Source organism: Xanthomonas sp. LMC-A-07 (assembly GCF_030208825.1).
GTDB classification, from domain to species: Bacteria; Pseudomonadota; Gammaproteobacteria; order Xanthomonadales; family Xanthomonadaceae; genus Xanthomonas; species Xanthomonas campestris.
Window position 1 is genome coordinate 1 of sequence record NZ_JARVTF010000022.1, and the last position, 24,712, is coordinate 24,712.

At 66.6% G+C, this 24,712-nt stretch carries 23 protein-coding genes; 15 read left to right on the plus strand and 8 right to left on the minus strand.

The window, feature by feature from the left end; all coding sequences use genetic code 11:
- Window positions 1-122: 122 nt before the first annotated feature.
- Window positions 123-944: an META domain-containing protein gene (locus QRM89_RS20615; protein ID WP_285448952.1), complete on the minus strand. Its 822-nt coding sequence runs from the start codon at window positions 942-944 to the stop codon at window positions 123-125.
- Between the two features lie 90 nt (window positions 945-1,034).
- Window positions 1,035-1,826, minus strand: a complete 792-nt coding sequence (locus tag QRM89_RS20620) for an undecaprenyl-diphosphate phosphatase (RefSeq protein WP_011035441.1) — start codon at window positions 1,824-1,826, stop codon at window positions 1,035-1,037.
- Between the two features lie 222 nt (window positions 1,827-2,048).
- Between QRM89_RS20620 and glnA the strand changes: the two genes are divergently transcribed.
- From glnA to QRM89_RS20655, 7 genes are all read left to right on the plus strand, one after another.
- Window positions 2,049-3,458 (plus strand): type I glutamate--ammonia ligase, encoded by a 1,410-nt coding sequence (glnA, locus tag QRM89_RS20625; RefSeq protein WP_012437000.1) that lies wholly within the window; start codon window positions 2,049-2,051, stop codon window positions 3,456-3,458.
- 287 nt (window positions 3,459-3,745) lie between these two features.
- On the plus strand, window positions 3,746-4,084 hold the full coding sequence (locus tag QRM89_RS20630; RefSeq protein ID WP_002808480.1) for a P-II family nitrogen regulator: 339 nt from the start codon (window positions 3,746-3,748) through the stop codon (window positions 4,082-4,084).
- A gap of 22 nt (window positions 4,085-4,106) precedes the next feature.
- Window positions 4,107-5,549, plus strand: a complete 1,443-nt coding sequence (locus QRM89_RS20635) for an ammonium transporter (RefSeq protein ID WP_042596697.1) — start codon at window positions 4,107-4,109, stop codon at window positions 5,547-5,549.
- 264 nt (window positions 5,550-5,813) lie between these two features.
- Complete coding sequence (locus QRM89_RS20640) at window positions 5,814-6,869, plus strand: ATP-binding protein (RefSeq protein WP_014509462.1); 1,056 nt, start codon at window positions 5,814-5,816, stop codon at window positions 6,867-6,869.
- On the plus strand, window positions 6,862-8,292 hold the full coding sequence (gene ntrC, locus QRM89_RS20645) for a nitrogen regulation protein NR(I) (protein WP_011035445.1): 1,431 nt from the start codon (window positions 6,862-6,864) through the stop codon (window positions 8,290-8,292). Before QRM89_RS20640 ends, ntrC begins: the two co-directional genes overlap by 8 nt.
- A gap of 1,153 nt (window positions 8,293-9,445) precedes the next feature.
- Window positions 9,446-10,048 (plus strand): superoxide dismutase family protein, encoded by a 603-nt coding sequence (locus QRM89_RS20650; protein WP_070689325.1) that lies wholly within the window; start codon window positions 9,446-9,448, stop codon window positions 10,046-10,048.
- 48 nt (window positions 10,049-10,096) lie between these two features.
- The gene (locus QRM89_RS20655) at window positions 10,097-10,744 is read left to right on the plus strand and encodes a superoxide dismutase family protein (protein ID WP_019237109.1); all 648 of its coding nucleotides are present in this window, start codon (window positions 10,097-10,099) and stop codon (window positions 10,742-10,744) included.
- A 750-nt stretch (window positions 10,745-11,494) separates the two neighbouring features.
- On the opposite strand, the gene QRM89_RS20660 is transcribed toward QRM89_RS20655, so the two are convergent.
- Both QRM89_RS20660 and QRM89_RS20665 read right to left on the minus strand, forming a co-directional pair.
- On the minus strand, window positions 11,495-11,932 hold the full coding sequence (locus QRM89_RS20660) for a VOC family protein (RefSeq protein ID WP_285448955.1): 438 nt from the start codon (window positions 11,930-11,932) through the stop codon (window positions 11,495-11,497).
- Window positions 11,929-12,813: a hypothetical protein gene (locus tag QRM89_RS20665; RefSeq protein ID WP_070689331.1), complete on the minus strand. Its 885-nt coding sequence runs from the start codon at window positions 12,811-12,813 to the stop codon at window positions 11,929-11,931. The genes QRM89_RS20660 and QRM89_RS20665 overlap by 4 nt, the downstream gene beginning before the upstream one ends.
- 88 nt (window positions 12,814-12,901) lie before the next feature.
- Here QRM89_RS20665 and QRM89_RS20670 point away from each other — a divergent pair, with 88 nt between their 5' ends.
- Window positions 12,902-14,197 (plus strand): acetyl-CoA C-acetyltransferase, encoded by a 1,296-nt coding sequence (locus QRM89_RS20670; protein ID WP_011269465.1) that lies wholly within the window; start codon window positions 12,902-12,904, stop codon window positions 14,195-14,197.
- A gap of 150 nt (window positions 14,198-14,347) precedes the next feature.
- Window positions 14,348-14,890: a hypothetical protein gene (locus QRM89_RS20675; protein WP_285448958.1), complete on the plus strand. Its 543-nt coding sequence runs from the start codon at window positions 14,348-14,350 to the stop codon at window positions 14,888-14,890.
- Between the two features lie 55 nt (window positions 14,891-14,945).
- On the opposite strand, the gene QRM89_RS20680 is transcribed toward QRM89_RS20675, so the two are convergent.
- The 3 genes from QRM89_RS20680 to QRM89_RS20690 all read right to left on the minus strand — a co-directional run bounded on the left by QRM89_RS20680 (window position 14,946) and on the right by QRM89_RS20690 (window position 18,173).
- Window positions 14,946-16,211 (minus strand): heme biosynthesis HemY N-terminal domain-containing protein, encoded by a 1,266-nt coding sequence (locus tag QRM89_RS20680; protein ID WP_011035452.1) that lies wholly within the window; start codon window positions 16,209-16,211, stop codon window positions 14,946-14,948.
- Entirely contained in the window at window positions 16,208-17,185 is a 978-nt protein-coding gene (locus QRM89_RS20685; protein WP_285448961.1) for a uroporphyrinogen-III C-methyltransferase, read from the minus strand. The genes QRM89_RS20680 and QRM89_RS20685 overlap by 4 nt, the downstream gene beginning before the upstream one ends.
- A gap of 103 nt (window positions 17,186-17,288) precedes the next feature.
- Complete coding sequence (locus tag QRM89_RS20690) at window positions 17,289-18,173, minus strand: uroporphyrinogen-III synthase (RefSeq protein ID WP_285448963.1); 885 nt, start codon at window positions 18,171-18,173, stop codon at window positions 17,289-17,291.
- Between the two features lie 233 nt (window positions 18,174-18,406).
- Between QRM89_RS20690 and QRM89_RS20695 the strand changes: the two genes are divergently transcribed.
- The 5 genes from QRM89_RS20695 to QRM89_RS20715 all read left to right on the plus strand — a co-directional run bounded on the left by QRM89_RS20695 (window position 18,407) and on the right by QRM89_RS20715 (window position 21,521).
- A complete protein-coding gene (locus tag QRM89_RS20695; protein WP_019237134.1) occupies window positions 18,407-18,877 on the plus strand; it encodes a YiiD C-terminal domain-containing protein in 471 nt (156 codons plus the stop codon).
- A 30-nt stretch (window positions 18,878-18,907) separates the two neighbouring features.
- Entirely contained in the window at window positions 18,908-19,330 is a 423-nt protein-coding gene (locus QRM89_RS20700) for a hypothetical protein (protein WP_285448965.1), read from the plus strand.
- A gap of 88 nt (window positions 19,331-19,418) precedes the next feature.
- Window positions 19,419-19,856 carry a rhodanese-like domain-containing protein gene (locus tag QRM89_RS20705; protein WP_012437015.1) on the plus strand — a complete coding sequence of 146 codons (438 nt, stop codon included), beginning with the start codon at window positions 19,419-19,421 and terminating at the stop codon, window positions 19,854-19,856.
- Window positions 19,857-19,965: 109 nt separating this feature from the next.
- A complete protein-coding gene (gene secB, locus QRM89_RS20710) occupies window positions 19,966-20,478 on the plus strand; it encodes a protein-export chaperone SecB (RefSeq protein WP_011035459.1) in 513 nt (170 codons plus the stop codon).
- Between the two features lie 17 nt (window positions 20,479-20,495).
- The gene (locus QRM89_RS20715) at window positions 20,496-21,521 is read left to right on the plus strand and encodes an NAD(P)H-dependent glycerol-3-phosphate dehydrogenase (RefSeq protein ID WP_011035460.1); all 1,026 of its coding nucleotides are present in this window, start codon (window positions 20,496-20,498) and stop codon (window positions 21,519-21,521) included.
- A 480-nt stretch (window positions 21,522-22,001) separates the two neighbouring features.
- On the opposite strand, the gene QRM89_RS20720 is transcribed toward QRM89_RS20715, so the two are convergent.
- Window positions 22,002-22,598 (minus strand): diffusible signal factor-reguated Ax21 faimly virulence factor, encoded by a 597-nt coding sequence (locus QRM89_RS20720; RefSeq protein ID WP_103701217.1) that lies wholly within the window; start codon window positions 22,596-22,598, stop codon window positions 22,002-22,004.
- Between the two features lie 364 nt (window positions 22,599-22,962).
- Here QRM89_RS20720 and poxB point away from each other — a divergent pair, with 364 nt between their 5' ends.
- Window positions 22,963-24,672, plus strand: coding sequence for a ubiquinone-dependent pyruvate dehydrogenase (gene poxB / locus QRM89_RS20725; protein ID WP_285448996.1), 1,710 nt, complete (start codon window positions 22,963-22,965; stop codon window positions 24,670-24,672).
- Window positions 24,673-24,712: the final 40 nt, after the last annotated feature.

The window sequence follows — 24,712 nt, forward strand, 5'->3', positions numbered from 1 at the left end:
CCAGGATCGGCAGCACGTGTTCGAACTGCTCCCGGCTCATGTCACTCGGATAGGTATTTTGGCGCATCCGCATAGTCTGCACTGATCAGGAAAGATCGTGAACAGGTTCTTAGCCACACGGCTTAGCTGCGCGCTTCCAGCAGCTGCTCCAGCACATACACCGGCGCATCGCGTTCGCCGCTGGCCGGATAGCGCGTCACGCGCAGCAAGGTGCGAATGCCGGGTTCGTGGGTGAAGCCCTCGATTGGCTGATCGAGCGGTTGCCAGCCATCGGCGCTGTCCTGCAGCACCGCCTGCGTTGCCTGCAAGTGCTCGCGCACCTGCAGGCACTGGCGGGTGGGCTCCGTGGTGCAGGGCGCGGTGTCGCCGGCCACCTCCAGCCACATGGTTTGCCCGGGCCCACCGAAGCGGGTGTCGGCGGTGGGCTGGCCGGCGAACTCCAGGCGCGTGCCGTCGGTGCGGGTCAGGCGCAGGGTCGGCAGGGGGGCTGCGCTGTCCAGCGCCGCCGCAAAGCGTCCCGAGAGCAAGTCGCTTGCGGCGCGTTCCTGTGCCATCCGCCGCGACTCCGCGCACAGCCGTTTGCTCGAGACCACCCGGCCGATCTGCAGGTGCGCGGCTTCCACGGTGTACACCGCGCCGAGCGCATTGCAGGTCTGGCTGACCTGCAGGCGTTGCGCGGTGAAGTCCAGCTGCAGCGGTGGCATGCCAGCGACGAACAGGCTGCGCAGGGCAGTGCCATGCGCATCGCGGGCATGTTGCAGCTGCCAGTGATGGATCTGCAGGGCGGCGCGCAGCGGTGCGTCCTGGGAAGAGCGTTCGGGCATCGCGGTTGCGGCAGGAGTCGCTGACGCTGACCCACCTGCCGGCGCGGCAGGTGGCACGTCGCGCCCGCAGGCGGTTGCACCGATGGCCAGCAGGGCTGGCGCTAGCAACACGGCACGCATCGATGGCTCCCGGGCGGCGGACCCGCTCAGTGATACCGCCAGCGGACTGCCGGGGCAATGACGGCCGTCACTGCCTCGGCATCGGCCGGCTCAGGCGGCCGGCAACCACAGCAGCAGCGCGGCGCCGAGCAGGATGCGGTACACCGCAAATACCGTGAAGCGGTGCTTCTTGATGTAGCCCAGCAGCCACTTCACCACCACGAAACCGGTGAGGGTGGCCGCGATAAACGCCACCGACACATCGGTCCAGTTCTCGCTGCCAAAGCCGCCTTCCTTGTACATCTCCAGCAGCGCGTAACCGCTGGCCGCGAACATGGTGGGAATGCCGACCATGAACACGAAATCCGCCGCCGCCGAGCGCTTGCTCAGGCCCAGCAGCATGGCCAGGAAGATCGCCGAGGCCGAGCGCGAAGTGCCCGGAAACACACCGGCCACCACCTGGGCAAGGCCAACCGCGATCGCCACCTTCCAGGTGACCACGTCGCGCTCTGGCAGCTTGCCGGCAAAGTGCTCGGCCACCAGCATCCACACGCCGCCGATCAGCAGCGCCCAGGCCACCGGCTGGATGGTTTCCGGCAATTGCCAGCCGGCTTTGCGCACGATCAGGCCGACCACCGCCGTGACCAGGAAGGCCACGCCGATCTTGAGCACGTAGTCGCGATTGGCGCGCTCGCCCAGGCCGGTGGCCAGGGTCCACAGCTTTTGCCGCAGCGCCAGGCAGATCGCCAGGATCGCGCCGGCCTGGATGACGATATTGAAGAAATCCGAGCGGCGTCCGAGCCATTGTTCGGCGATCAGCAGGTGGCCGGTGCTGGAGATCGGCAGAAATTCGGTGAGGCCTTCGAGAATGCCCAGCAACAGGGCGGAGATGAGGTCGGACATCGGGCGGGAGAGGAGTGCGGGGGAGGCGAAAGGATAGTGCATTGCGGCATGCACCATTTCGGTGCACGATGGATTCGATTAGCACCAAGATGGTGTTGAGCTTGGTTGAGCGATCTCGACTGAGGTCAGCAAAATCAACAACTTGTGAAGCGGCGCAGCTTGGCATGGTCCCTGCTGTAATACCGCCCACGAGCCACTTAACTCCTGCCGAGGTTTCTTCCGATGTCCGTGGAAAATGTTGAAAAGCTGATCAAGGACAACAAGGTCGAGTTTGTCGACCTGCGCTTCGTCGATATGCGTGGCGTGCAGCAGCACATCACCTTTCCGGCCAGCATCATCGAGCCGGCGTTGTTCGAAGAAGGCAAGATGTTCGACGGCAGCTCCATCGCGGGTTGGAAGGGCATCAACGAGTCGGACATGGTCCTGCTCCCGGACGCGGGCACCGCTTACCTGGATCCGTTCTTCGCCGATCCGACCATCGTGCTGACCTGCGACATCCTCGACCCGGCCACCATGCAGAGCTACGAGCGCGATCCGCGCGGCATTGCCAAGCGTGCCGAGGCCTATCTGAAGTCCTCCGGCACCGCCGACCAGGCGTTCTTCGGCCCGGAGCCGGAATTCTTCATCTTCGATTCGGTGCGCTTTGCCAATGACATGGGCCACACCTTCTTCCAGGTGGGTTCGGAAGAGGCGGCCTGGAACACCGGCGCCAAGTACGACGGCGGCAACAGCGGCTACCGTCCCGGCGTGAAGGGTGGCTACTTCCCGGTGCCGCCGACCGACACCCTGCATGACCTGCGTGCGGAAATGATCAAGACGCTGGAGCAGGTCGGCATCGAGACCGAGGTGCACCACCACGAGGTGGCGACCGCTGGCCAGTGCGAGATCGGCACCAAGTTCAGCTCGCTGGTGCAAAAAGCCGACGAACTGCTGACGATGAAATACATCATCAAGAACGTGGCCTACCGCAACGGCAAGACCGCCACCTTCATGCCGAAGCCGATCGTCGGCGACAACGGCTCGGGCATGCACGTGCACCAGTCGCTGACCAAGGGTGGCGTGAACCTGTTCTCCGGCGACGGCTACGGCGGCCTGTCGCAGATGGCGCTGTGGTACATCGGCGGCATCTTCAAGCACGCCCGCGCCATCAACGCCTTTGCCAACTCCGGCACCAACAGCTACAAGCGTCTGGTCCCCGGCTACGAAGCCCCGGTGATGCTGGCCTATTCGGCGCGTAACCGTTCGGCCTCGTGCCGCATTCCGTGGGTGACCAACCCGAAGGCGCGCCGCATCGAAATGCGCTTCCCCGATCCGTTGCAGTCCGGCTACCTGACCTTCACCGCGCTGATGATGGCCGGCCTGGACGGCATCAAGAACCAGATCGACCCGGGCGCACCGAGCGACAAGGACCTGTACGACCTGCCGCCGGAAGAGGAGAAGCTGATCCCGCAGGTCTGCTCCAGCCTGGACCAGGCCCTGGAAGCGCTGGACCAGGACCGTGAGTTCCTCAAGGCCGGTGGCGTGATGAGCGACGACTTCATCGACGGCTACATCGCGCTGAAGATGCAGGAAGTCACCAAGTTCCGCGCCGCAACGCATCCGCTGGAGTACCAGCTGTACTACGGCAACTGAGTTCCACCGCGGTGATGGCGGAGGCCCCCCCTCCCACCTCCGCCATCGCCGCACATGTTCGAGGGTCCATGGCAGGTGCCGTGGGCCGCTAGGGGACGAGAGAGTACACAGCACGCGGTGCGCGGGCCTGACCTCTCCCACGAGGCGGATGCATCGCATCCGCTGGGGTCTGCGCCACCGTGTGACGATTCATCAGGAATCGGGGATGCCGGGGTTGGCATCCAGGTGAATGACACCGCCGGTCGGCGCAATGCCGGCCGGTTCTTTCCACCATTCGGGGTATGCGCATGAAATTGATCACCGCCATCATCCGGCCGTTCAAGCTCGACGAGGTCCGCGAGGCCCTGTCCGCAGCTGGCGTGTCGGGTATCACCGTTACCGAGGTCAAGGGCTTCGGCCGGCAGAAGGGCCATACCGAGTTGTACCGCGGCGCCGAGTACGTCGTGGATTTCCTGCCCAAGATCAAGATCGAGACGGTGGTGACTGACGACCGGCTGGATGCGGTGGTCGAGGCCATCCAGAACGCCGCCGGCACCGGCAAGATCGGCGACGGCAAGATCTTCGTGACCGCGATCGAGCAAGTCGTGCGTATCCGCACCGGCGAGATCGGCGCCGATGCGCTCTGACCCCACCCACCCCGGAGTCCCTATGAAGACAGGTCTTGTTGCCGGGTGGAAAGCCCGGTTCTACAGCGTCTGCATGTTGATGCTGTTCAGTGCGCTGGTGGTTGGCGGCTTGGGCAACGCGCAGGCTCAGTCCGGCGCGCAGGTCACCCCATTGCCGACCGAGCCGGTCACTACCGAACCGCTCCCCACCGCACAGCCGGCCGCCGCGCCGGTTGCGGCGGCCGAGGCAGCGCCGGTGGTGGAGAAGGGCGATGTCGCCTGGATGCTGACCTCCACGTTGCTGGTGCTGCTGATGGTGGTGCCGGGCCTGGCGCTGTTCTACGGCGGCATGGTGCGCGCCAAGAACGTGTTGTCGGTGCTGATCCAGGTGGCGGTGGTGTTCTCGCTGCTGGTGGTGCTGTGGGTGTTCTACGGCTACAGCCTGGCGTTCTCCGGCGAAGGCGCGTGGATCGGCAATCTGGACAAGGCCCTGCTCAAGGGCGTGACCATCGAGACCTTGTCGGCCACCTTCACCAAGGGGGTCAGCCTGCCGGAATACGTGTTCGTGGCGTTCCAGGCCACCTTCGCCGGCATCACCGGTGCGCTCATCGTCGGTGCGTTTGCCGAACGCGCCAAGTTCGCGGCGGTGCTGTTGTTCTCGGTGATCTGGTTCACCTTCGGCTATCTGCCGCTGGCGCACATGGTCTGGGCCACCGGCGGCTATCTGTTCGGCTTGGGCGCGCTGGATTTCGCCGGTGGTACGGTGGTGCACATCAACGCCGGTATCGCCGGTCTGGTGGGCGCCTACTTCGTGGGCAAGCGGGCCGGGCTCGGGCGTGAGGCGATCAAGCCGCACAACGTGACCCTGACCTTCGTCGGTGCTTCGCTGCTGTGGGTGGGCTGGTTCGGCTTCAACGCCGGTTCCAACCTGGAAGCCAATGCCGGTGCAGCGCTGGCCTTCCTCAACACCTTGCTGGCAACCGCAGCCGCGGTCCTGGGCTGGTCGCTCACCGAGAAGATCATCAAGGGCAAGTCCTCCGCTTTGGGCGTGGCCTCGGGCATGGTCGCCGGCCTGGTCGGCATCACGCCGGCCTGCGGCACGGTGGGCCCGTTCGGCGCGATCATCATTGGCCTGGCGGCCGGCGTGCTGTGCGTGTGGGGCGTCACTGGCCTCAAGCGCCTGCTTGGTGCCGACGACAGCCTGGACGTGTTCGGCGTGCATGGCCTGGGCGGCATCATCGGCGCGATCCTCACCGGCGTGTTCTCGGCGGCCTCGCTGGGCGGCCAGAAGGGCGGCGACTACGACATGCTGCATCAGGTCGGTATCCAGGCGCTGGGCGTGGGCATCACGGTGGGCTGGATCGGCGTGGTGTCGGTGGTGGGCTTTGTGGTCGCCAAGCTGGTGTTCGGCCTGCGCGTCACCGAAGAAGCCGAGCGTGAGGGGTTGGACATCACCTCGCACGGCGAAGCTGCCTACGAGTCCTGAGCATGACTGCCCGCGGCCAGCATGCCGCGGGCTGCACGACGACCCGGCCGGAAGTGCCCGCGCCGGGTCTGCTGCCCCCGGCCCGGCACCAAGCGCCGGGCCACGTTGCCGAGGTGCCTGCATGACCCGCCCCACGCCCCTCAGTCCCGAGTGGTTGCGCGCTGGCCCGCTGCACGTCCTCGCCCCAGTTCCCTCATCTCCGGGTATTGCCCCGTCGGCAGCTGGGCTGCGCCGGTCGGGCGGTGCTTGCACTAAATTGGTGCAATGCTGATGTCGTCATCCACGCCTTCCCTCGACAGCCTTGGTACGCCGGTGGCCTGGGCCGACCGCGACGGGCGCGTGCTGGGGGTCAATCCCGCGTTCGCGCGCTGGCTCGGCGTGAGTGCGCGCCGGTTGGTGGACCAGCCGCTGGCGGCGTTGGAAGTGCAGGGCGACGCGCTGGCGCGCTTTCTGCTCAACGACGAGCGCGACATCCTGCGGCTGCACCGGCTGGCCCTGGGCCTGCCCAATGACGCGCCGCGCTTTGCCGAAGGCTGGCTGTCGCGGCTGGACGACGGCGGCTGGCTGCTGGAAACCCATCCGGTCGACGAATTCCCCGCACTGGACCCCACCCACGCGTTGCCCAACGCATTGAGCGCGGCGCTGAAGGGCCTGGCCCACGAGCTGCGCAACCCGCTGGCCGGGCTCAAGGGCGCCGCCCAGTTGCTGGCGCGCCGCGCTGCCGGGCGCGACGAGGACGAACGCGAGCTGATCGAGTTGATCGGCACCGAAATCGAACGCCTCAACACCCTGCTCGAACGCCTGCTTTCACCCTCACCCTTACGCCCGCACGAGCGTCTCAACATCCATGTGGTGCTCGAACGCGTGCTGCGGCTGGCCGAGGCCGAAGGCGGCTGGTCGGTGCAGGTGCAGCGTGATTACGACCCCAGCATCCCCGACATCCTCGGCGACGTGGACCGGCTCACCCAGGCAGTGTGGAACCTGGTGCGCAACGCCTTCCAGGCTGGCGCCACCCGGGTGACCCTGCGCACCCGCGTCGAGCATGGCCAGCGCATCCGCGACCGCGTGCACGCCATGTCGCTGCGGCTGGAAATCATCGACGACGGCGGCGGCGTGCCCGAAGAACTGGCCGAGCACCTGTTCCTGCCGCTGGTCAGCGGGCGTGCAGAAGGCAGCGGGCTGGGCCTGGCGCTGGCGCAGCAGGTCTCGCGCGAACACCACGGCACGCTGACCTACCGCTCGCGGCCGGGCCATACCGTTTTCACCCTGCTGCTGCCCGAGCTGGCCGGCGATCACGACAAGGAGCATCTGCATGGCTGAGGCCGCCGCCGTATCCCACCGCATCTGGGTGGTCGACGACGACCGTTCGGTCCGCTTCGTGTTGTCCACCGCCTTGCGCGATGCCGGCTACGCGGTGGACGGTTTCGACAGCGCCGCAGCCGCGCTGCAGGCGCTGGCAATGCGGCCCACGCCGGACCTGCTGTTCACCGACGTGCGCATGCCCGGCGAAGACGGCCTGACCCTGCTCGACAAGCTCAAGTCCAAGCACCCGCAGCTGCCGGTCATCGTGATGTCGGCCTACACCGATGTCGCCAGCACCGCCGGTGCCTTTCGTGGCGGCGCGCACGAATTCCTGTCCAAGCCGTTCGACCTGGACGATGCGGTGGCGCTGGCCGCGCGTGCACTGCCCGACGCCGATGCGGCGGTTGAAGACACGCTCGGCACGCCTGTGGCCGAAGGCTCGGCCGCGCTGATCGGCGACACCCCGGCAATGCAGGCCTTGTTCCGTGCGATCGGCCGGCTGGCGCAGGCGCCGTTGTCGGTGCTGATCAATGGCGAGACCGGCACCGGCAAGGAGCTGGTGGCGCGCGCGCTGCACAACGAATCGCCGCGTTCACGCAAACCGTTCGTTGCGCTCAACACTGCCGCCATTCCGGCCGAGCTGCTGGAAAGCGAGTTGTTCGGCCACGAAACCGGCGCCTTCACCGGCGCCACCAAGCGGCATATCGGCCGCTTCGAACAGGCCGACGGCGGCACGCTGTTTCTGGATGAAATCGGCGACATGCCGCTGCCGCTGCAGACCCGATTGCTGCGCGTGCTGGCCGAGAACGAATTCTTCCGTGTCGGCGGGCGCGAGCTGATCCGCGTGGATGTGCGCGTGATCGCCGCCACCCACCAGGACCTGGAAGCCCTGGTCGAACAGGGCCGCTTCCGCGCCGATCTGCTGCATCGCCTGGATGTGGTGCGGCTGCAGCTGCCGCCGCTGCGCGAACGCCGCGGCGACATCGCGCAGCTGGCGGAAAATTTCCTGGCCATGGCCGGGCGCAAGCTCGACATGCTGCCCAAGCGCTTGTCGTCTGCCGCGTTGGAAGCGCTACGTCAGTACGACTGGCCCGGCAACGTGCGCGAACTGGAAAACGTGTGCTGGCGCCTGGCCGCCCTGGCCACCGCAGACACCATCGATGTGGTGGATGTCGATGCCGCACTCGCGCGCGGTGGGCGCCGCGTGCGCGCCGGACGCAGTGATGGGCAATGGGACGAGATGCTTTCCAGCTGGGCGGCGCAGCGCCTGAGCGAAGGCGCGCAGGGCCTGCACGCCGAAGCGCGCGAACGCCTGGACAAAACCCTGCTCGAAGCCGCACTGCAACTCACCCAGGGCCGCCGCGCCGAAGCCGCCGCCCGCCTGGGCCTGGGCCGCAACACCGTGACCCGCAAGCTGGGGCCGGGGCGCAAGCGGCGCTGAGGTGCGTCGCGCGCTTCGTGGGTGTGCGGCGTGGTGCTGTTGCTGTGATGCCCGCAAGTCCTCGTGTCCTGGCGTATGTGTCTCCGCACGTCCATCCGCCAGCAGGGCGTGCGGATTGCGCGGTTGGAGCAGGAGGTTCTCATCGCTCACGCGAACCTGCTGTGCGCCATTGAGTGTCCGGCTCATCAACGGCGCGCACACAACAACGCCACGGCCAAGCAGGCCAGGTGCTGCATCAATCTGCGCAGAGGGGAAGCCCCGCGTGCTGCAGCGACTTGCGGCGTGCGCCAGCAGGCGCTAGACGCGCGAGGCATGCAGTCGTATCGGGCTAGTGCGCGTGCGGCATTCGCGTTGAATCCGCGGTGGGAAGTCCCGCCCGCTGATCGTACGCGCGCGCGACATCGGCAGCGGCAACCACGTAAGCATCATGTCACTTGCGCGCGTTGCAGCTGTTTGCGGCGCGCCCCAGCAGTCGCTAGACGCGCTGCGCCTATAGTCGTATCTGGCTAACGCGAGTCAGACGCTCGCATTGATTGCGCCTTGAGAAGCCCAACCCACTGATCGTACGGGCGCTGGACATGGCGGCGAAAGGCAGTCGGTGCGCCCTGGAATTGCGCATCTGCAGATGAGTGGGTTGTCAGTCGATCACGCTGCAGCTGCACTGCTCAAAACGCTGGAAATCGCAGCCTGCGTACAACCCGCGCACGCCGCTTGCCCGTAGCGCGGTGCTGCACCGGTTTCTCGCATGACGCGCGCATGTCAGCACCTGATGGGCGCGGTGCGCGATGCGCTTGGGGCTATCCCGCTGGCCCATTGGCCGCCGACGCCGGCGAGGCGGCCTTCCATGCCAAGGCCTTACAGCGCTTCGATGCGCTGGCGCAGGCACGCGATGTGGCACTGCCGCCGTGTGTGTCGATTGCGTGGTCACGGCGCTTCGGGTTGCACCAATCCCTGCTGCCTGCAGAACCGATGCCGCGCGCACGCTACATCACGAGCTGCCCGTCGCGCGTTCGTCAGTCAACACCGGCGCCCCCGTCATCGGTGACTCCATCCGCGTCCGTCACCCGTACACTGCCGGCCTGCCGCACGGCGCATTTCATGACACGTGAACATGCGCCCGCATAGGTTTCAGCCTGATCAGGAGAACAGCTCGATGCGTTACCGGTCGTCCACCGTCGTTGCCCTTACCGCTTTGGCACTGGCTGCCTGCAGCAGCACGCCACCTGCGCCCCCGACGCCGCCGCCGGTGCCTGCGCGGGTAGTCCCCGTGCGCGCGGTGCAGCAGGCCGAAGCGCCGCTGGCATCGGCCTCGGGCAGCCTGGTGAGTGGCCGGGTGGTGTTGGTGCCCGCGCTGCGCGGCATTCGCCTCACCGGCACCGTCGGTGGTCTGCGGCCCGGTGCGGTCGCCGGCTTCCATGTGCATGAGCGTGGCGATTGCAGCGCGGCCGATGCCAGCAGCGCCGGTGGGCATTTCAATCCCACCGGCGCAGCGCACGGCCGTGCCGGCAACGGTACCCACCATCTGGGCGACATGGACAATCTGCGCGCCGACGCGGAAGGCGTGGCGCATCTGGACATGATCCTGAGCGATATCACCCTGGGCGACGCCGCGCCCAGCGACGTACTCGGCAAGGCGCTGATCGTGCATGCCGATGCCGACGACTACCGCAGCCAGCCCAGCGGCAACGCAGGTGCGCGGCTGGCCTGTGGCGTCATCCGTGCCACCAAGTGGCAGACACCGCCTTCGCAGCCCTGAGCCGTGGGCACCCATGCCGCCCCCGCGGCGTCTTTTGAGGAGTGATTCATGCGTATTCTTCCCACCACCCTGTTCCTGGCGACCGCGCTGGTCTTGACGGCCTGCAAACGCGACGAGCCCGCCCCGGCCGAACCGGCGCCCGCCCCGCAGGCTGGCACCCCGGCCGAAGCCGCCCACGGCGGTGAGCATGCCGCCTCGATGGTCACCGAAGCGGCAGCCACCACCACCGCTACCGCCGAGCTCAAGCCGACCAAGGGCAATGAGGTCAAGGGCACAGTCACCTTCAAGACCGTGGACGGTGCGCTGCGGGTCACCGGTCAGCTGAGCGGGCTCAAGCCCAACAGCGAGCACGGCTTCCACATCCACGAGAAGGGCGACTGCAGTGCGCCGGACGGCAGCAGCGCCGGCGGTCACTTCAACCCGGCCCAGACCGACCACGGCATGGTCGGCGCCGACCCGCATCACGGTGGCGACATGCCCAACATCAAGGCCGATGCGCAGGGTAATGCCAGCATCGACGGCCCGGTGGCGAGCAACGTCAACCTGGGCAAGGCCGACCAGTCCGACATCGCCGGCCACGCCGTGATCGTCCACGCCGACCCGGACGACTACAAGACCCAGCCCACCGGCAACGCCGGCGGCCGCCTGGCCTGCGGCGTGATCACCACCGACAACGCGCCCGCACCGACCAAGTAATGGTCAATGGTCACGCCGCGGTGGGTACCACGGCGTGACCACACAGCGATGCCTACAGAACACGCAGCACCGTAGGAGCGCGCTTGCGCGCGATGAAGCTTTTACCAGGGAAGCAGCTTCACCAATAACGCCTCATCGCGCGCAAGCACGCTCCTACCAGTGTCTTGGCGGCTCACGAGCCGACGGCGGCGATGCACTCAGCAACCTGCGCATACCAGGGCGACCGCTTGCTATCGCACACCGTGGTGCAACGCGATGCTTACAGAACACGTAGCACCGTAGGAGCGCGCTCACGCGCGATGAAGCTTTACCAGGAACGCGCCCTCACCGATAACGCCCCGTCGCGCGCAAGCGCGCTCCCACCAGTGTCTTGGCGGCTCACGAGCCCACGGCGGCGATCACTCAGCAACCTGCGCATCAATAGGGCGACCGCTTGCTATCGCACACCGTGGGTGCAACGCGATGCCTGCAGAACACGTAGCACCGTAGGAGCGCGCTCGCGCGCGATGAAGCTTCACCGAAGGCGCAGCCTCCCGGTAACGCCCCGTCGCGCGCAAGCGCGCTCCTACGCGTGCAATGTTGACTCGCGCGCCGAAGACCGAGATGCATTCAAGCGGCTGGCGCGCGACGTTACTGCCGCCTGCTCATCAAGCCAGTTGAATCGGTCTGATGACGCGCGTTCTTGATCCCATGCGCAGCCCACAGCACACAGCACGCCGCGATAGGCGCACCGCACCAATTAAAAACGCTTTAATAATTAGGCCAAAGCCCCGGCGTCGCCAATTCGACCAGATGGTCGTCGGGATCACGGAAATACACGCTCTGGCCACCGCTCGGCCACTGCGTGCGGCCTTCGATGGCGACATCGCACGCGTGCAAATGCGCTTCCCAGGCCGCCAGCGACTCGGTGGCGATCGCCAAGGCGTAGTAGGTGTGCCCGTGCCCGTCGTGCGGCGGAATGGTGCCGCCTTGCAGGCGGACGGTGGTGGTCGTGCTGCCTTGCAGAAACAGCAGCAACACCTGCGCAGACGCAACCGCATAGGCGGCCATGCGTGCATCGCGGTGCATCGGCTGCAAGCCCAGCACCTGCGCGTAGAACGCACAGGCGCGGTCGAGATCGGCCACGTACACGCCGGTCTCCAGCATTCCGCGCAGGGCGGGTGCGGTGGAGGCCGGCGCCGAGGTCATGCGGCCAGCGCCTGCCGCGGATCCTGGCCGGGCTCCACATGCACGTACAGCACCGGCAAGCCATGGGCTTCCAGCACGGCAGCCATCTGCCGCTGACGGGCAAGGTACTGCTCGTAAACGCCGCGCAGGCGTTCGCAATTTTCGCGTTCGTGTGCGTAGTGGTCGCACCAGCCAGCCGGGTCGAACAGGGCAATGCGCACTTCGCCGCCGACATAGCGCAGCACCGGCTCGGGCGACTGATCCAGCCACTCTTCGGTCTGCGGGGCGAGCAGCGCGGCTTCGATCAGCGGCCACAGCGGCGCCAGGCCCTGGTTGTCGTACTGCATCGACATCATCGCCGCCAGGTCGTGCCCGGTGAGATAACGCGCGTGCTCGATGCGCGCACCGAAGCTTTCCTGTGCCAGCAGTGCGGTATCGGCCTGGGCCATGCCCTGCGCGAGCAGCACTTCTTCCATGGCATCGGCCACGGTCGCCAGCGTCTGCGGATCACCGGAGAACAGGAACGGCAGCACCCGCAGGCCGCCGCCGGTGAGCTGCGCATCGGCCTGAAACGGCAGCGGGATCTCGCCCTGCGCATCGGCACCGAATGCCAGCACGCGTGGGCCTTCATCGCGGCCCGGGGCACGTGCATGCAGTTCTTCCAGGCGGCGGTGCAGCGGCCAGCCCGGCCGCAGCACTTCGGCGGGATCGAAATGCGCCATCGCCACGCTGAGCTCCAGCGCGCGCACTTCGGGGATCCACTGGGCCAGGTCGCGGCCGATGCGCTCGGCCAGCATGCCGGCCTGCGCAGGCGCCAGCGCCCCACGCGTGGGGGCGGTCCCGCCCGTCAGTTCCAGCGCCAGGACACCCATGGCGGTCATGCCGTGTTCGGTCGTACTCATGATTCGCGGTTGGCCCATCACAGGGTCGAAGCTACACTGCGGCCATTATGCCTGCCGGCCCTGTGCAGGCCATGTCCCCGAGTCCCTCATGCAAGGTCAGCCGATGCCCGCAGCCCGTCCCGTCGCCATCCTGGGCGGCGTTCGTATCCCGTTCTGTCGCCAGAACACCGCATACGCGGACGTGGGCAACCTGGGCATGTCGGTGCGCACGCTGGGCGCGCTGGTCGAACGCTTCGGGCTGCATGGCCAGCAACTGGGCGAGGTGGCGATGGGGGCGGTGATCAAGCATTCCTCCGACTGGAACCTGGCCCGCGAAGCCGCGCTGTCGTCGGGCCTGTCGCCGCTCACGCCGGGCATCACCCTGCAGCGCGCCTGTGGCACCAGTCTGGATTCGGTGATTACCATCGCCAACAAGATCGCGCTGGGGCAGATCGATTCGGGCATCGGCGGTGGCTCGGACACCACCTCCGAGGTGCCGATCGTCTACGGCAAGAAACTGCGGGCGCGCCTGCTGGCCGCCAACCGCGCCAAGGCCACCGGCGACAAGCTCAAGGCGCTGCTGCGTGGTTTCAAGCTGGGCGAGCTCAAGCCCGAGTTCCCCGGCGTGGCCGAGCCGCGCACCGGCAAGAGCATGGGCGAGCACTGCGAAGACATGGCCAAGGAATGGAACATCTCGCGTGATTCGCAGGACGAATGGGCGGTGGCCTCGCACCACAAGTTGGCGGCCGCGTATGAGCGCGGGTTTTTCGATTCGCTGATTGCCCCGTTCCGTGGCGTGTCGCGCGACAACATCCTGCGCGCGGACACCTCGCTGGAAAAGCTGGCCACGTTGCGCCCGGCGTTCGACAAGACCTCCGGCCGCGGCACGCTCACCGCCGCCAATTCCACCCCGCTCACCGATGGCGCCGCCGCGGTACTGTTGTCCAGCGAAGCCTGGGCGCTGGCCCACGGCCACACGCCGATGGCCTACCTGCGCGATGCACAGGTCTCGGCGGTGGATTTCGTGCATGGCGAGGGCCTGTTGATGGCGCCCACGGTTGCGGTGCCGCAGATGCTGGCCCGGCACGGGCTGACCTTGCAGGACTTCGACATCTACGAAATCCACGAAGCCTTCGCCGCGCAGGTGCTGTGCACGCTGCGCGCCTGGGAGAGCGAGGATTACTGCCGCAATCGCCTGGGACTGGACGCGCCGCTGGGCCGCATCGACCCGGACAAGATCAACCCGCTGGGCTCCTCGCTAGCTACCGGTCACCCGTTCGCCGCGACCGGCGCACGCGTGGTGGCCACCGCAGCCAAGCAGCTGGAAGAACGCGGCGGCGGACGTGCCCTGATTTCGATCTGCACCGCCGGCGGCATGGGCGTGGTGGCGATCGTGGAACGCTGACGCTGCTGCGCAGCGTGGGATTGGGCATTCGGGATTGGGGATTGGCAAAAGCAGACGCGGACTCCTGATTTTACGAATCCCCAATTCCCAATCTCCAATCTCCAATCTCCAATCTCCAATCTCCAATCCCAAACCTGCAAGGACGCATGGATGTCGACTGACGAGTTCCGCGAGCCACCCAGCCTGTACCTGCCGTCGGCGAACGGCGATGTGTGGCGCGAGGGCGACGTGCTGGTGTGTACGGCGGGCGCCACTCTGCCGCCACGGTGCGTCAAGTGCAACGCGCCGGCCGACATGCCGCCACGTCGCTACATCTTTCATTGGCACCATCCGGTGATCTACGCGGCGCTGCTGCTGGGCGTGCTGCCGTACGTGATCCTGGCCATCGCGCTACGCAAGCGCAGCGCGCACGTGCTCACCCTGTGCGCGCAACACGAGCGCCGCCGCATGCGTTATGTCGCGGTGGCGATGGCATCGGTGTTGGCATTGCTGGTGTGCGGGCTCTCGATCGATAGCCAGTTCCGGTGGCTGATCGGTGCCGGCGTGATGGCGGTGATGCTGTTGATCTGCCGCCTGGGGTCGCGCGTGTTGTCGCCGACGCAGGTCGACCACGTGCAGGCACGGTATCTGGGTGCCTGCGATGCATTCCTGAGCGATCTGCCGCCACTGCCGCAGGCAAAGCGCCAGCGTTGATGCAATGTGGCGCAGCCGTGGCGTGCGCCGCTGCAAGGCCGAACAATTGCAGCGATTACACGAGGCGATCGTCCGGCGTGATCGGGCCGGATGGGGGTGTTTCATGGGCCACCACGATCGGGCCGCGGATGGATTGCTGCGGCATGATCTCCAGCACCGGTTCGCCGCGCGCGGCGCGCAGTGCGTTGGCGTAGCAGTGCTGCGCGGAGAGCAGATCACCGGCCGCTGCAAACCCGTGGCCCAGTTCTTCCCAGGCATCGGCACCGGCGCCATTGGCCAGTGCGCGGTGCAGGAATTCTTCGGCCTGCGACCACTGTTGCTGATGGCGCGACAGGCGGGCCAGGGTGAGCAGCAGCCCGGGGCTGTCCGGATGCTGGGTCAGCCAGCGCTGCGCACTGGCACGCCGCGAATCGTATTTTTCCAGCGGCAACACGCCGTACAGGCGCACCAGCGATTCGTCCCACTGCGTATCCAGCGCCTGTTCCAGGCTGTGCACCGCGGCATCGTCCCAGTGCAGCACGGCCGCACGTTGGGCATAGGCGCCAACGACCGCCGGGTAGGTGCGCAGTGCTTTCGGCAAGGCTTCCCAGCGTTCGGCCAGTGCGTTGGCATCGCCGGCCTGCAGCAAGGTCTGCTCGGCCAATGTGGCCTCCAGTGCGCTGTAGGCCTCCGGCGCCAACACCGCCTGCTGACGCAGGGCGCCGAGTTGGCCATAGGCCTCGTCGGCGCGTCCGATCTGCGCCAGTGCATGCGTACGTAACAGCAGGCCGCGGGCCGGCAGCGGCTGGGCGGCGGCGCTGTCGAGCGCATTGATCGCATCCACCGGGCGCTGCTGCGCCAGATGCCGCTCGCCTTGCAGCAGTGCGTGTGCGGTGGGGTCGCGCTCGGCCAACTGCTGCGCCAGCGCTGTGGCCGAGGCCACGTCACCGCGCGCATCGGCCACGCGCACGGCGCTGGCCAGGGCGATGCCGCTGACTTCTTCGTCCTCGCTGGCATTGACCAGCAGGCGCTCGGCACGCTGCCACTGGCCGTGATCGGCAGCGCGCAGGCCTTCGATCAGGCGCGCACGGCCCTTCTTGCGGCGGTATTTGCCCCAGACCCGGAACGGCAGGCTGATCAGCGTCCACAACAGCCACAGCACCAGCAGCGCGATGACCAGAATCAGCACCGCCTGCGGCATGGCGGCGCGGTAATCGTTGCCGCCCACGCTGACCACCACATTGCCCAGGTCGTAGCTGTTCTGGTGCGACAGCCATTGCGCGCCCAGCACACCCAGCGCCACGGCAACCAGCAGGATCAAGACGGTACGCAGCACTTTCATTGTGTGGATCTCCCTTCACGCATGGCCTGCAATTGCAGCAGGGTGGTGCCCAGTTCCGGCAGGCGCGGACGCAGTGGCGCTTGTTGCAGTTCGCGCAGGCGCGTGCGTGCCTGGCGGCGTTGCGGCGAGTCTGGCCACAGCCGCGTGGTCCAGGTGTCCACGCGCCGTAAGGCCTGCGCGAACCCTTGCGCATCACCGCGCTCGGCGGCTGCACGCGCCAGGCTGACTTCAATCTGCAGCGCATCGCGCGCGGCCGTGCGCTCGCCGCCGGTGATCAAGGCATCGCCACGGCTCGGGCGGATTTCCACCAGGGGCGAGAGGGCCTTCTGCCACCAGGGCAGTGCGGCCTCGCTGTCCTGCGCACTCTGCTCGGGCAGGCGCTGCAGGTCCGTTGCCAGGCGATCCAGCCCCTCACCAACCTGCGCCTGCGGGCCGGGACCCAGGCGATCGAGGGCGTCGCGCTCCTGCACCAGCGCCTGACGCAGATTGAGATAGCCCGGGTCGTCGATGCCGTTGAGCGCGCCATTGGCCAGGGCGTAGGCGCGTCGTGCGCCATCGGCATCGCCGGCGATGCTCAGCCGCTGCTGGCCAAGCCGCAGCAGTAATTCCACCTCGTCCAGCCGCAGCGCCTGGGCGCCGTGACGGTTGGGATCGGCCAGCTTCTGCACAGTGTCTTCGAGCAATGCGCTGCGCTGGCTCAGCCCAAGCATTTCATCGCGCAGCACGCGGTTGGTGGCGGCGGCATCCTGCAGGCGTTCGTTGGCCAGGCGCTGGTCGCGGCGCAGGGTGTCGAGCAGTTGCTGGGTCCCGTCCCAGCGTTGCTGCTGCGCCTGGGCGGTCTGGATCTGGGTGTCCTGGTAGCTCTGCCATGCGCGCCACCCGAGAAACAGCGCTACGCCCACGGCAACGATCGCCACGACGAGCAGCAGCCAGGCCAGGGGGAAACGTCGCGCAGGAGCGGGCATGTCGGTCATTCGGGCATCCTCGGGCGGTCACGACAGGCGCAGGCGCCGCAGTCATCCGCCACAGCATGGCGTGTGGTCACAGACACCTGCAAGCTGTGCTTGAGTCCGCAGTTCAGCAAGGTAGCGGCGGCGTCATGATCGCAGCGGCGGCGGCTGCCAATTGCGCAGGCAGTGGGCCCTCCGCGCGATGGACCTGCATGAAGCCGGCAGCGCGGGCGGCTTCCAGCATGCGGTCGCTGGAGGCGACCACCGGGCGGGTCTTCAATGCAGTGGCCAATGACGGCGGCAGCTGCTGCACGATCAACATCAGCGCTTCACTGCTGCTCAAGGCCATCACGCTGCGTGGCAACGCGGCCTCCAACGCATGCAGCGTCGACGCACGCAGCCGTAGCGCAACACGCTGATACACATTTGCGCGCAGGATCCGCGCACCGCGCTGCTCCAGCGCCGGTGCCAGCATGCCGCGGCCGCCGGGCGCGGTGACCAGGCCCACGGTGTGCAGCGGGGCATCGAACACCGGCAATGCCAGCAGGCCTTCGCTGTCCATGCGCGCCGGGCGCATCACCGCGCCGATCCCGCAGGCCTGCAGCGCCCGCGCCGTGCCTTCGCCCACGCTTGCCCACTGGGCCGGTCCAGGCCGCTGCAGGGGCAGCAGCCGGTGCGCCGCGTGCACGGCGGCCGGGCTGGTGAACACGACAATCGGCGCGCCCAGTGCCTGCCGCAGCGCATCGCGTGCCTGCGGCGTGTCGTTGATCTGCAAGCGCCAGGGCGACACCGCCAGCAACTGGCCGCCATGCCGGGCCACCGCACGCCGCAGCGGCGCGTGCTCGCCGCTGGGGCGCAGCGACAGCAAGGTCCACGGAGTGGGCGACGGCAGGGACAAGGTCATCGGTGGATTATGCGAGAGCCGCGCGGCATGCGCAGGCCGCTTGCGCTTTGCCGTCGCGCGCAACGACGCCACCAGTGATGACGCGTCTAGCTGATCGCGTTGCCGCATGGCTTCTGCGCACTGGCGTCATGCATGCGGCAGCGTATTGACTGGTTCGCCGATCCGTACGCCGCGGTACTGCATTTGCCGCCGTTTTCGAGAAAGCGAAGCGGCACAAGGCGCTCGCGTTACGCGTGCATTTGCAGGCCGATCGCCAGCTACTTTTGTGACTGAAACGCACAAGACGCTCGCAGAACATTGCGGCATGATGCCAACCCTTCGCCGTCTTGCAGCCTTTGCCGATGATCCTTCCGTGCACGCTCGCATCCGCCCTGCACTCGTTGCAGCAGCAGTTCGTCGCCATGCCACCGGTGCTGTCGATGGGCATTGCCGTGGACGGGCTGCATGACGGGGCCTTGCGGCTACGCGCGCCGTTGCAGGCCAACGTCAATGACAAGGCCAACGCCTTCGGCGGCAGTCTGGCTTCGCTGATGACACTGGCCGGGTGGGGGTGGTTGACCTTGCAGCTGCAATTGGCCGGGCACGATGCCGATGTCTACGTCGCCGATAGCCAGCTGCGCTATGTCGCGCCGGTGTACGAAGAACTGGTGGCAGACGCCGCGCCGTCGGCGGCCGGCAACTGGGAGGTGTTTCTGGCCACCTTCCGCCAGCGCGGCAAGGCACGCATCGACATGCGCGCGCAGGTGGCGTTGGAGTCGGGTGCGGCGGCGGCGACGCTGAGCGGGCGGTTCGTGGCCTTTCCAAAACGGTAGGATGCGGGCCTGGTCCTTGGGGGAAGGCGCATGCGTGCAGTGATGGGAATGGTGTTCCTGCTGGGGTTGGCCTTGGTCAGCGGCCTGGCCACAGCCGGCAGCCGGGCGCAGGCGCGCGCGCTGGAAACCACCCAGGCCGCCTACACGGCGGCGGTGCGCTGGAGCGATTTCGATGCCGCGCAGGGCTTCATCGAGCCGACCTATGCGCAGGCCCACCCGATCAGCGAGCTGGAACGCTCGCGCTACGAGCAGGTGCAGATTTCTGGCTACCGCGAACTGCGCGTTGGCGAGACCGACACCGGCGACCTGCGCCGGGAGGTCGAGCTGCGGGTGATCAACCGCAATACGCAGGCCGAGCGGCTGGTCCGCAGCATCGAGGTGTGGCACTGGGATGCCGAGCGCAAACGCTGGTGGCTGACCACCGGCCTGCCGGACCTGTGGCAGGGCCAATAGCCTTCCACTTGCCCGCCCAGCGCGGCACTGCCCGTCGCGTACGCCAGCTGTGCGACAATTCCCGCCCGCTTCATCGACCGTGATCTCAGTGAATTTCGAAGAGCTGCAGGCCTTTGTGGGCCGCAACCCCATGCTGTCGCTGGCCCTGGTGGGCCTGACCATCGCCATCATCGTCACCGAGATCGCGCGCCTGTTCCGCGGCTATCGCGCGCTCAAGCCGGCCGAGCTGACCCGCCTGATCAACAGCGAAAATGCGCTGGTGATTGATCTGTCGCCCACTGCCGATTTCGAAAAAGGCCACATCGCCGGCAGCCGCAACGTGGCGCTGGCCAAGTTCGACCCGGCCGGCAAGTTGCTCGCCAACGCCAAGTCCTCGCCGGTGGTGGTGGTCTGTCGCAGCGGCAACGCCTCTGCCGGCGCCGCCAAGACGCTGAAGAAGGCCGGCTTCGAGCAGGTCTATTGGCTGGAGGGCGGCATTGCCGCCTGGCAGATGGCCGAGCTGCCGCTGGTCAAGGGCCGCGCCTGATCTGCCTTGTGAGGCGCCGCGCAAGCCCCCATTGCTTGCGTGAGATACTGCGCTTTCACGTCTGCATCACTCAACGTTGCATCCATCGAACCGTTTTCTGGAGTTAGGAATGTCCGACGAAATCCTCAACGGCGCCGCTGCGCCGGCCGACGCCGCTGCTGGCCCCGCTTTCACCATCGAAAAGATTTACGTCAAGGACGTTTCTTTCGAATCGCCGAACGCCCCGGCCGTCTTCAATGACGCCAACCAGCCCGAGCTGCAGTTGAACCTCAACCAGAAGGTGCAGCGCCTCAACGACAACGCGTTCGAAGTCGTGCTGGCTGTGACCCTGACCTGCACCGCCGGTGGCAAGACCGCCTACGTGGCCGAAGTGCAGCAGGCTGGCGTGTTCGGTCTGGTCGGCCTGGAGCCGCAGGCGATCGACGTGCTGCTCGGCACCCAGTGCCCGAACATCCTGTTCCCGTACGTGCGCACCCTGGTCAGCGATCTGATCCAGGCCGGCGGCTTCCCGCCGTTCTACCTGCAGCCGATCAACTTCGAAGCGCTGTACGCCGAAACCCTGCGCCAGCGTTCGCAGGGCGAAACCTCGCTGGCCGATTCCGAGCCGGCCGGCAACGCGTAAGCGTTGTTGCGCACCGGATGAGCGATCCGACACAGAAAATCGCCGTTCTCGGCGCCGGTTCCTGGGGCACGGCCCTGGCGGCGCTGGTTGCCCGGCACGGTCACCCGACCGTGCTGTGGGGCCGCGATGCGGCGATGGTGGATGCCATCGACCGCACCCACGAGAACCCTCGCTATCTGCCAGGCATTGCCCTGCCGGACAGCCTGCGCGCGACCACCGACCTGCAGCAGACCATCGCCGGCGCCAGCTGGATCCTGGTGGTGGTGCCGTCGCACGCGTTTACCGAAACGATCAAGCTGCTCGCGCCGCTGCGCCCAGCTGGCGCGGGCATCGCCTGGGCCACCAAGGGCTTCGAGCCGGGATCCGGGCGCTTCCTGCATGAAGTGGCGCGCGACATCCTTGGCCCCAGCGTGCCGCTGGCCGTGGTGACCGGGCCCTCGTTCGCCAAGGAAGTCACCCTGGGCCTGCCGACCGCGATCACCGTGCACGGCGATGACGCCGCGTTTGCACAAGTGGTGGCCGACGCCATGCACGGGCCCACTTTCCGCGCCTACACCGGCGATGACATGGTCGGTGCCGAACTGGGCGGCGCCATGAAGAATGTGCTGGCGGTTGCCACCGGCGTGGCCGATGGCATGCAGCTGGGCCTCAACGCCCGTGCCGGCCTGATCACGCGCGGCTTGAACGAAATGCTGCGCCTGGCCGCGGTCATCGGCGCACGGCCGGAAACATTGATGGGCCTGGCCGGCCTGGGCGATCTGGTGCTCACCTGCACCGGCGATCTGTCACGCAATCGGCGGCTGGGTCTGGCGCTGGGACGCGGGCAGAGCTTGAGCGATGCCATCCGTGAAATCGGTCAAGTGGTCGAATCGGTGCAGACCGCCGACGAGGTCATGCGTCAGGCAGAGCAGCATGGCATCGAGCTGCCGATCTCCAACGCGGTGCGTGCAGTCCTGCATGGCGAGATCACCCCGGAAGCGGGATTGAAGGAATTGCTGGCACGCGAGCGCAAGCCCGAGTATCCGCAGACCTTGTTTACCTGAGTCCTGCGTGCGTTGCGCACGTGATCCAGGACACCAAAAAGCCCGGCATTGCCGGGCTTTTTGTTGGTGCGGCGCGTTCCATGCTGCCGCTGCAGTGCAAACGAGGCCAGGTTGCTTCCAGTGCTAACTGTGCAATCGTGTGCTGAGCAGTCTCGGGTTCTACATGCTCTTAGGGCCGTACGCCGGATTGGCGACGCGTGTCCATCGCAGGATCTCCATGCTCGCATTGCACGCGAAGACTAGGGGTGTGTACCGGCAGCACAGAGCTTTCGACCAGTGCGCCACGGTGACGCGGCAGAAGCTGTCGTGCGCACACGTGTCGGCTTCGGCGTTGGAGCGCCGAGTTTGCGAAACGCGCTGGCTTGCACAGGCGCATGCATGCGCATGCAACTCCGATCGCACAAAAGAAAGAAGCCCGGTCGGGGGACCGGGCTTCCGATGCAGCGCGGGAGAGAGTCGCGCTGCAGTCAAACGTGCGGCTTACCAGCTGAAGCGCGGGCCGACCGACCATTCCTTGTTGCCGTCGCCATCCATACGGATGTCGCCGTTGATGCCCCAGTTCTGGTTCAACTTCACCTGGGCGCCAAGGCGGCCGTAGAAGTTGTCGCCGATGTCGATGCCGCGCTTCTTGGAGAAGTCTTCGTAGCCAGCCAGGGCATAGACTTCGAAGTGCTCGCCGAAGGCGTTACGCAGACCGGCTTCAACGCTGTAGCCGTCGAAGCTGATGTTCGGGGTGTCCAGGTCCAGCTTGCGGTAGGCAACGCGGGCAACGAAATCGGTGCTCGTGGCGATCTCGTGGTTGTAGCCTACACCGACGCCCCACTGCTGGAAGTCGGAGTTCGAGCTTTCGAACACGTTGTCGTCGTCGTCAGCGTTCTGCTTGCTGTAATCGCCGAACACGTGGAAGTTCGGAGCAACGGCGTAGGACGCCTTGACGCCCCAACCATCTGCATCGCGACCTTCGGTCGGGGTGCGCACGTAGTCGCCTTCGACGAAGTTGTAGGAGAGGTTTTCGGCAGCGGAGGCCGCAAACGGCAGGGCAGCGAGAAGGCCGAGGGCCAGCAGAGAAGTCTTCATGATCGAGATACCTGTACTTATGGTTTGGGCCGGCGCTGAGGCGAATGCCGTTCGCTGCCGAGATGTAAATTCTCCGTTATTCGATGGAACGCGACATGAATTTTGAACTGACCGGTTGATGAATCATCGCGCCAAGTTCAGCTGCGCTTTCTTGTGGCTGTCAACGTATGCGAGTAGCACGTGCAAAGCGTGACGCAGCGTCACGTGCGTGCTAGCAACGTGATGCTGGCGTGTAGGTGTCGCACAAAAACACCGCAAATCAAGCATCGCGCTGCTGCAAGCGAGCACATCGCCGATACGCGCGCACTGGGAGCATAGGCGTCCCCAGAAGAAGCGGAGCAGCATCGTGGCGAAGAAGAAGACGGTGGCGCGGTTCATGGCCGAAACGCTGGAAAGTGCCGGGGTGGAGCGAATCTGGGGGGTGACCGGCGATAGCCTCAATGGGCTGACCGATGCGTTGCGCGAGATGCAGAGCATCGAATGGATGCATGTGCGCCACGAAGAGGTGGCGGCATTCGCCGCCGGGGCCGAAGCCGCAGTGACCGGCAAGCTGGCGGTGTGCGCCGGTAGTTGTGGGCCGGGCAATCTGCATTTGATCAATGGGCTGTTCGATTGCCACCGCAGCCGGCAGCCGGTGCTTGCCATCGCCGCGCATATCCCGTCGTCCGAGATCGGCCTGAGCTATTTCCAGGAAACGCATCCACAGGAGCTGTTCCGCGAGTGCAGCCACTTCGTCGAGCTGGTGACCAACCCAGCGCAGTTGCCGGAGGTGCTGCACCGTGCGATGCGCACTGCGATCCTGCAGCAAGGCGTGGCCGTGGTGGTGATTCCCGGCGACATCGCGCTGATGGAGGTCGACAAACACCTCTCTGCCGCGTGGCCCGTGCTACGTGCACCGCGGCTGCTGCCGGCGGCCGAGGACGTGCAGCAACTGGCGGAGATCCTGCAGCAGAGCAAGGCGGTGACGTTGCTCTGCGGCAGCGGCTGTGCCGGGGCGCACGATGCGGTGGTGGCGCTGGCCGACACGCTGGGCGCGCCGATCGTGCATGCACTGCGCGGCAAGGAGCATGTGGAGTGGAATAACCCGTTCGATGTCGGCATGACCGGCTTGATCGGCTTCAGCTCCGGCTATCACGCCATGCTCAATTGCGACACCTTGATCATGTTGGGTACGGATTTCCCGTATCGCCAGTTCTATCCGAAGGACGCCACGATTGTGCAGGTGGACCGTGACCCGGCTGCACTTGGGCGTCGCACGCCCTTGCAGCTGGGCATTGCCGCCGATGTGGGCGAAACCATGGCTGCGCTGTTGCCGCAGCTGGAGCGGCGCGAGGAGCGCGGCTTTCTGGACAAGTCGCTTGCGCACTACCGCAAGGCGCGCGAGGGGCTGGACGAACTGGCGGTACCGGCGGACGAAGGCGAGCCCTTGCATCCGCAATTCGTCACCCGCCTGATCAGCCAGATTGCCGACGAAGATGCGGTGTTCACCTGCGACGTGGGCACGCCGACCGTATGGGCCGCGCGCTATCTGCGCATGAACGGACAGCGCCGCCTGCTGGGTTCCTTCAACCACGGCTCGATGGCCAACGCGATGCCGCAGGCGCTGGGTGTGCAGGCGGCCTGCCCGGGGCGGCAGGTGATTTCGCTCTCCGGCGATGGCGGGTTTGCGATGTTGATGGGCGACTTCATCTCGCTGGCGCAATTGAACCTGCCGGTGAAGGTGGTGGTGTTCAACAACGCGTCGCTGGGATTTGTGGCGATGGAAATGAAGGCGGCCGGGTATCTGGATACCGGCACCGAGCTACGCAATCCGGATTTCGCCGCGATGAGCAATGCGATGGGCATCCTGGGGCTGCGCGTGGAGACCTCCTCGCAGCTGGAGCGCGCACTGCGCCAGGCATTCGCGCATTCGGGCCCGGCCTTGGTCGACGTGCGCATTGCCACGCAGGAGCTGGTGGTGCCACCGGCGATCAAGCTGGAACAGGCCAAGGGCATGGGCTTGTATCTGCTCAAGGCGGTGATGAGCGGGCGGGGCGATGAGGTGCTGGCGCTGGCCAAGACCAACCTGCGCTGACACCGCGCTGCGCGCACACTGCACGTCTCCTTTCGGATCG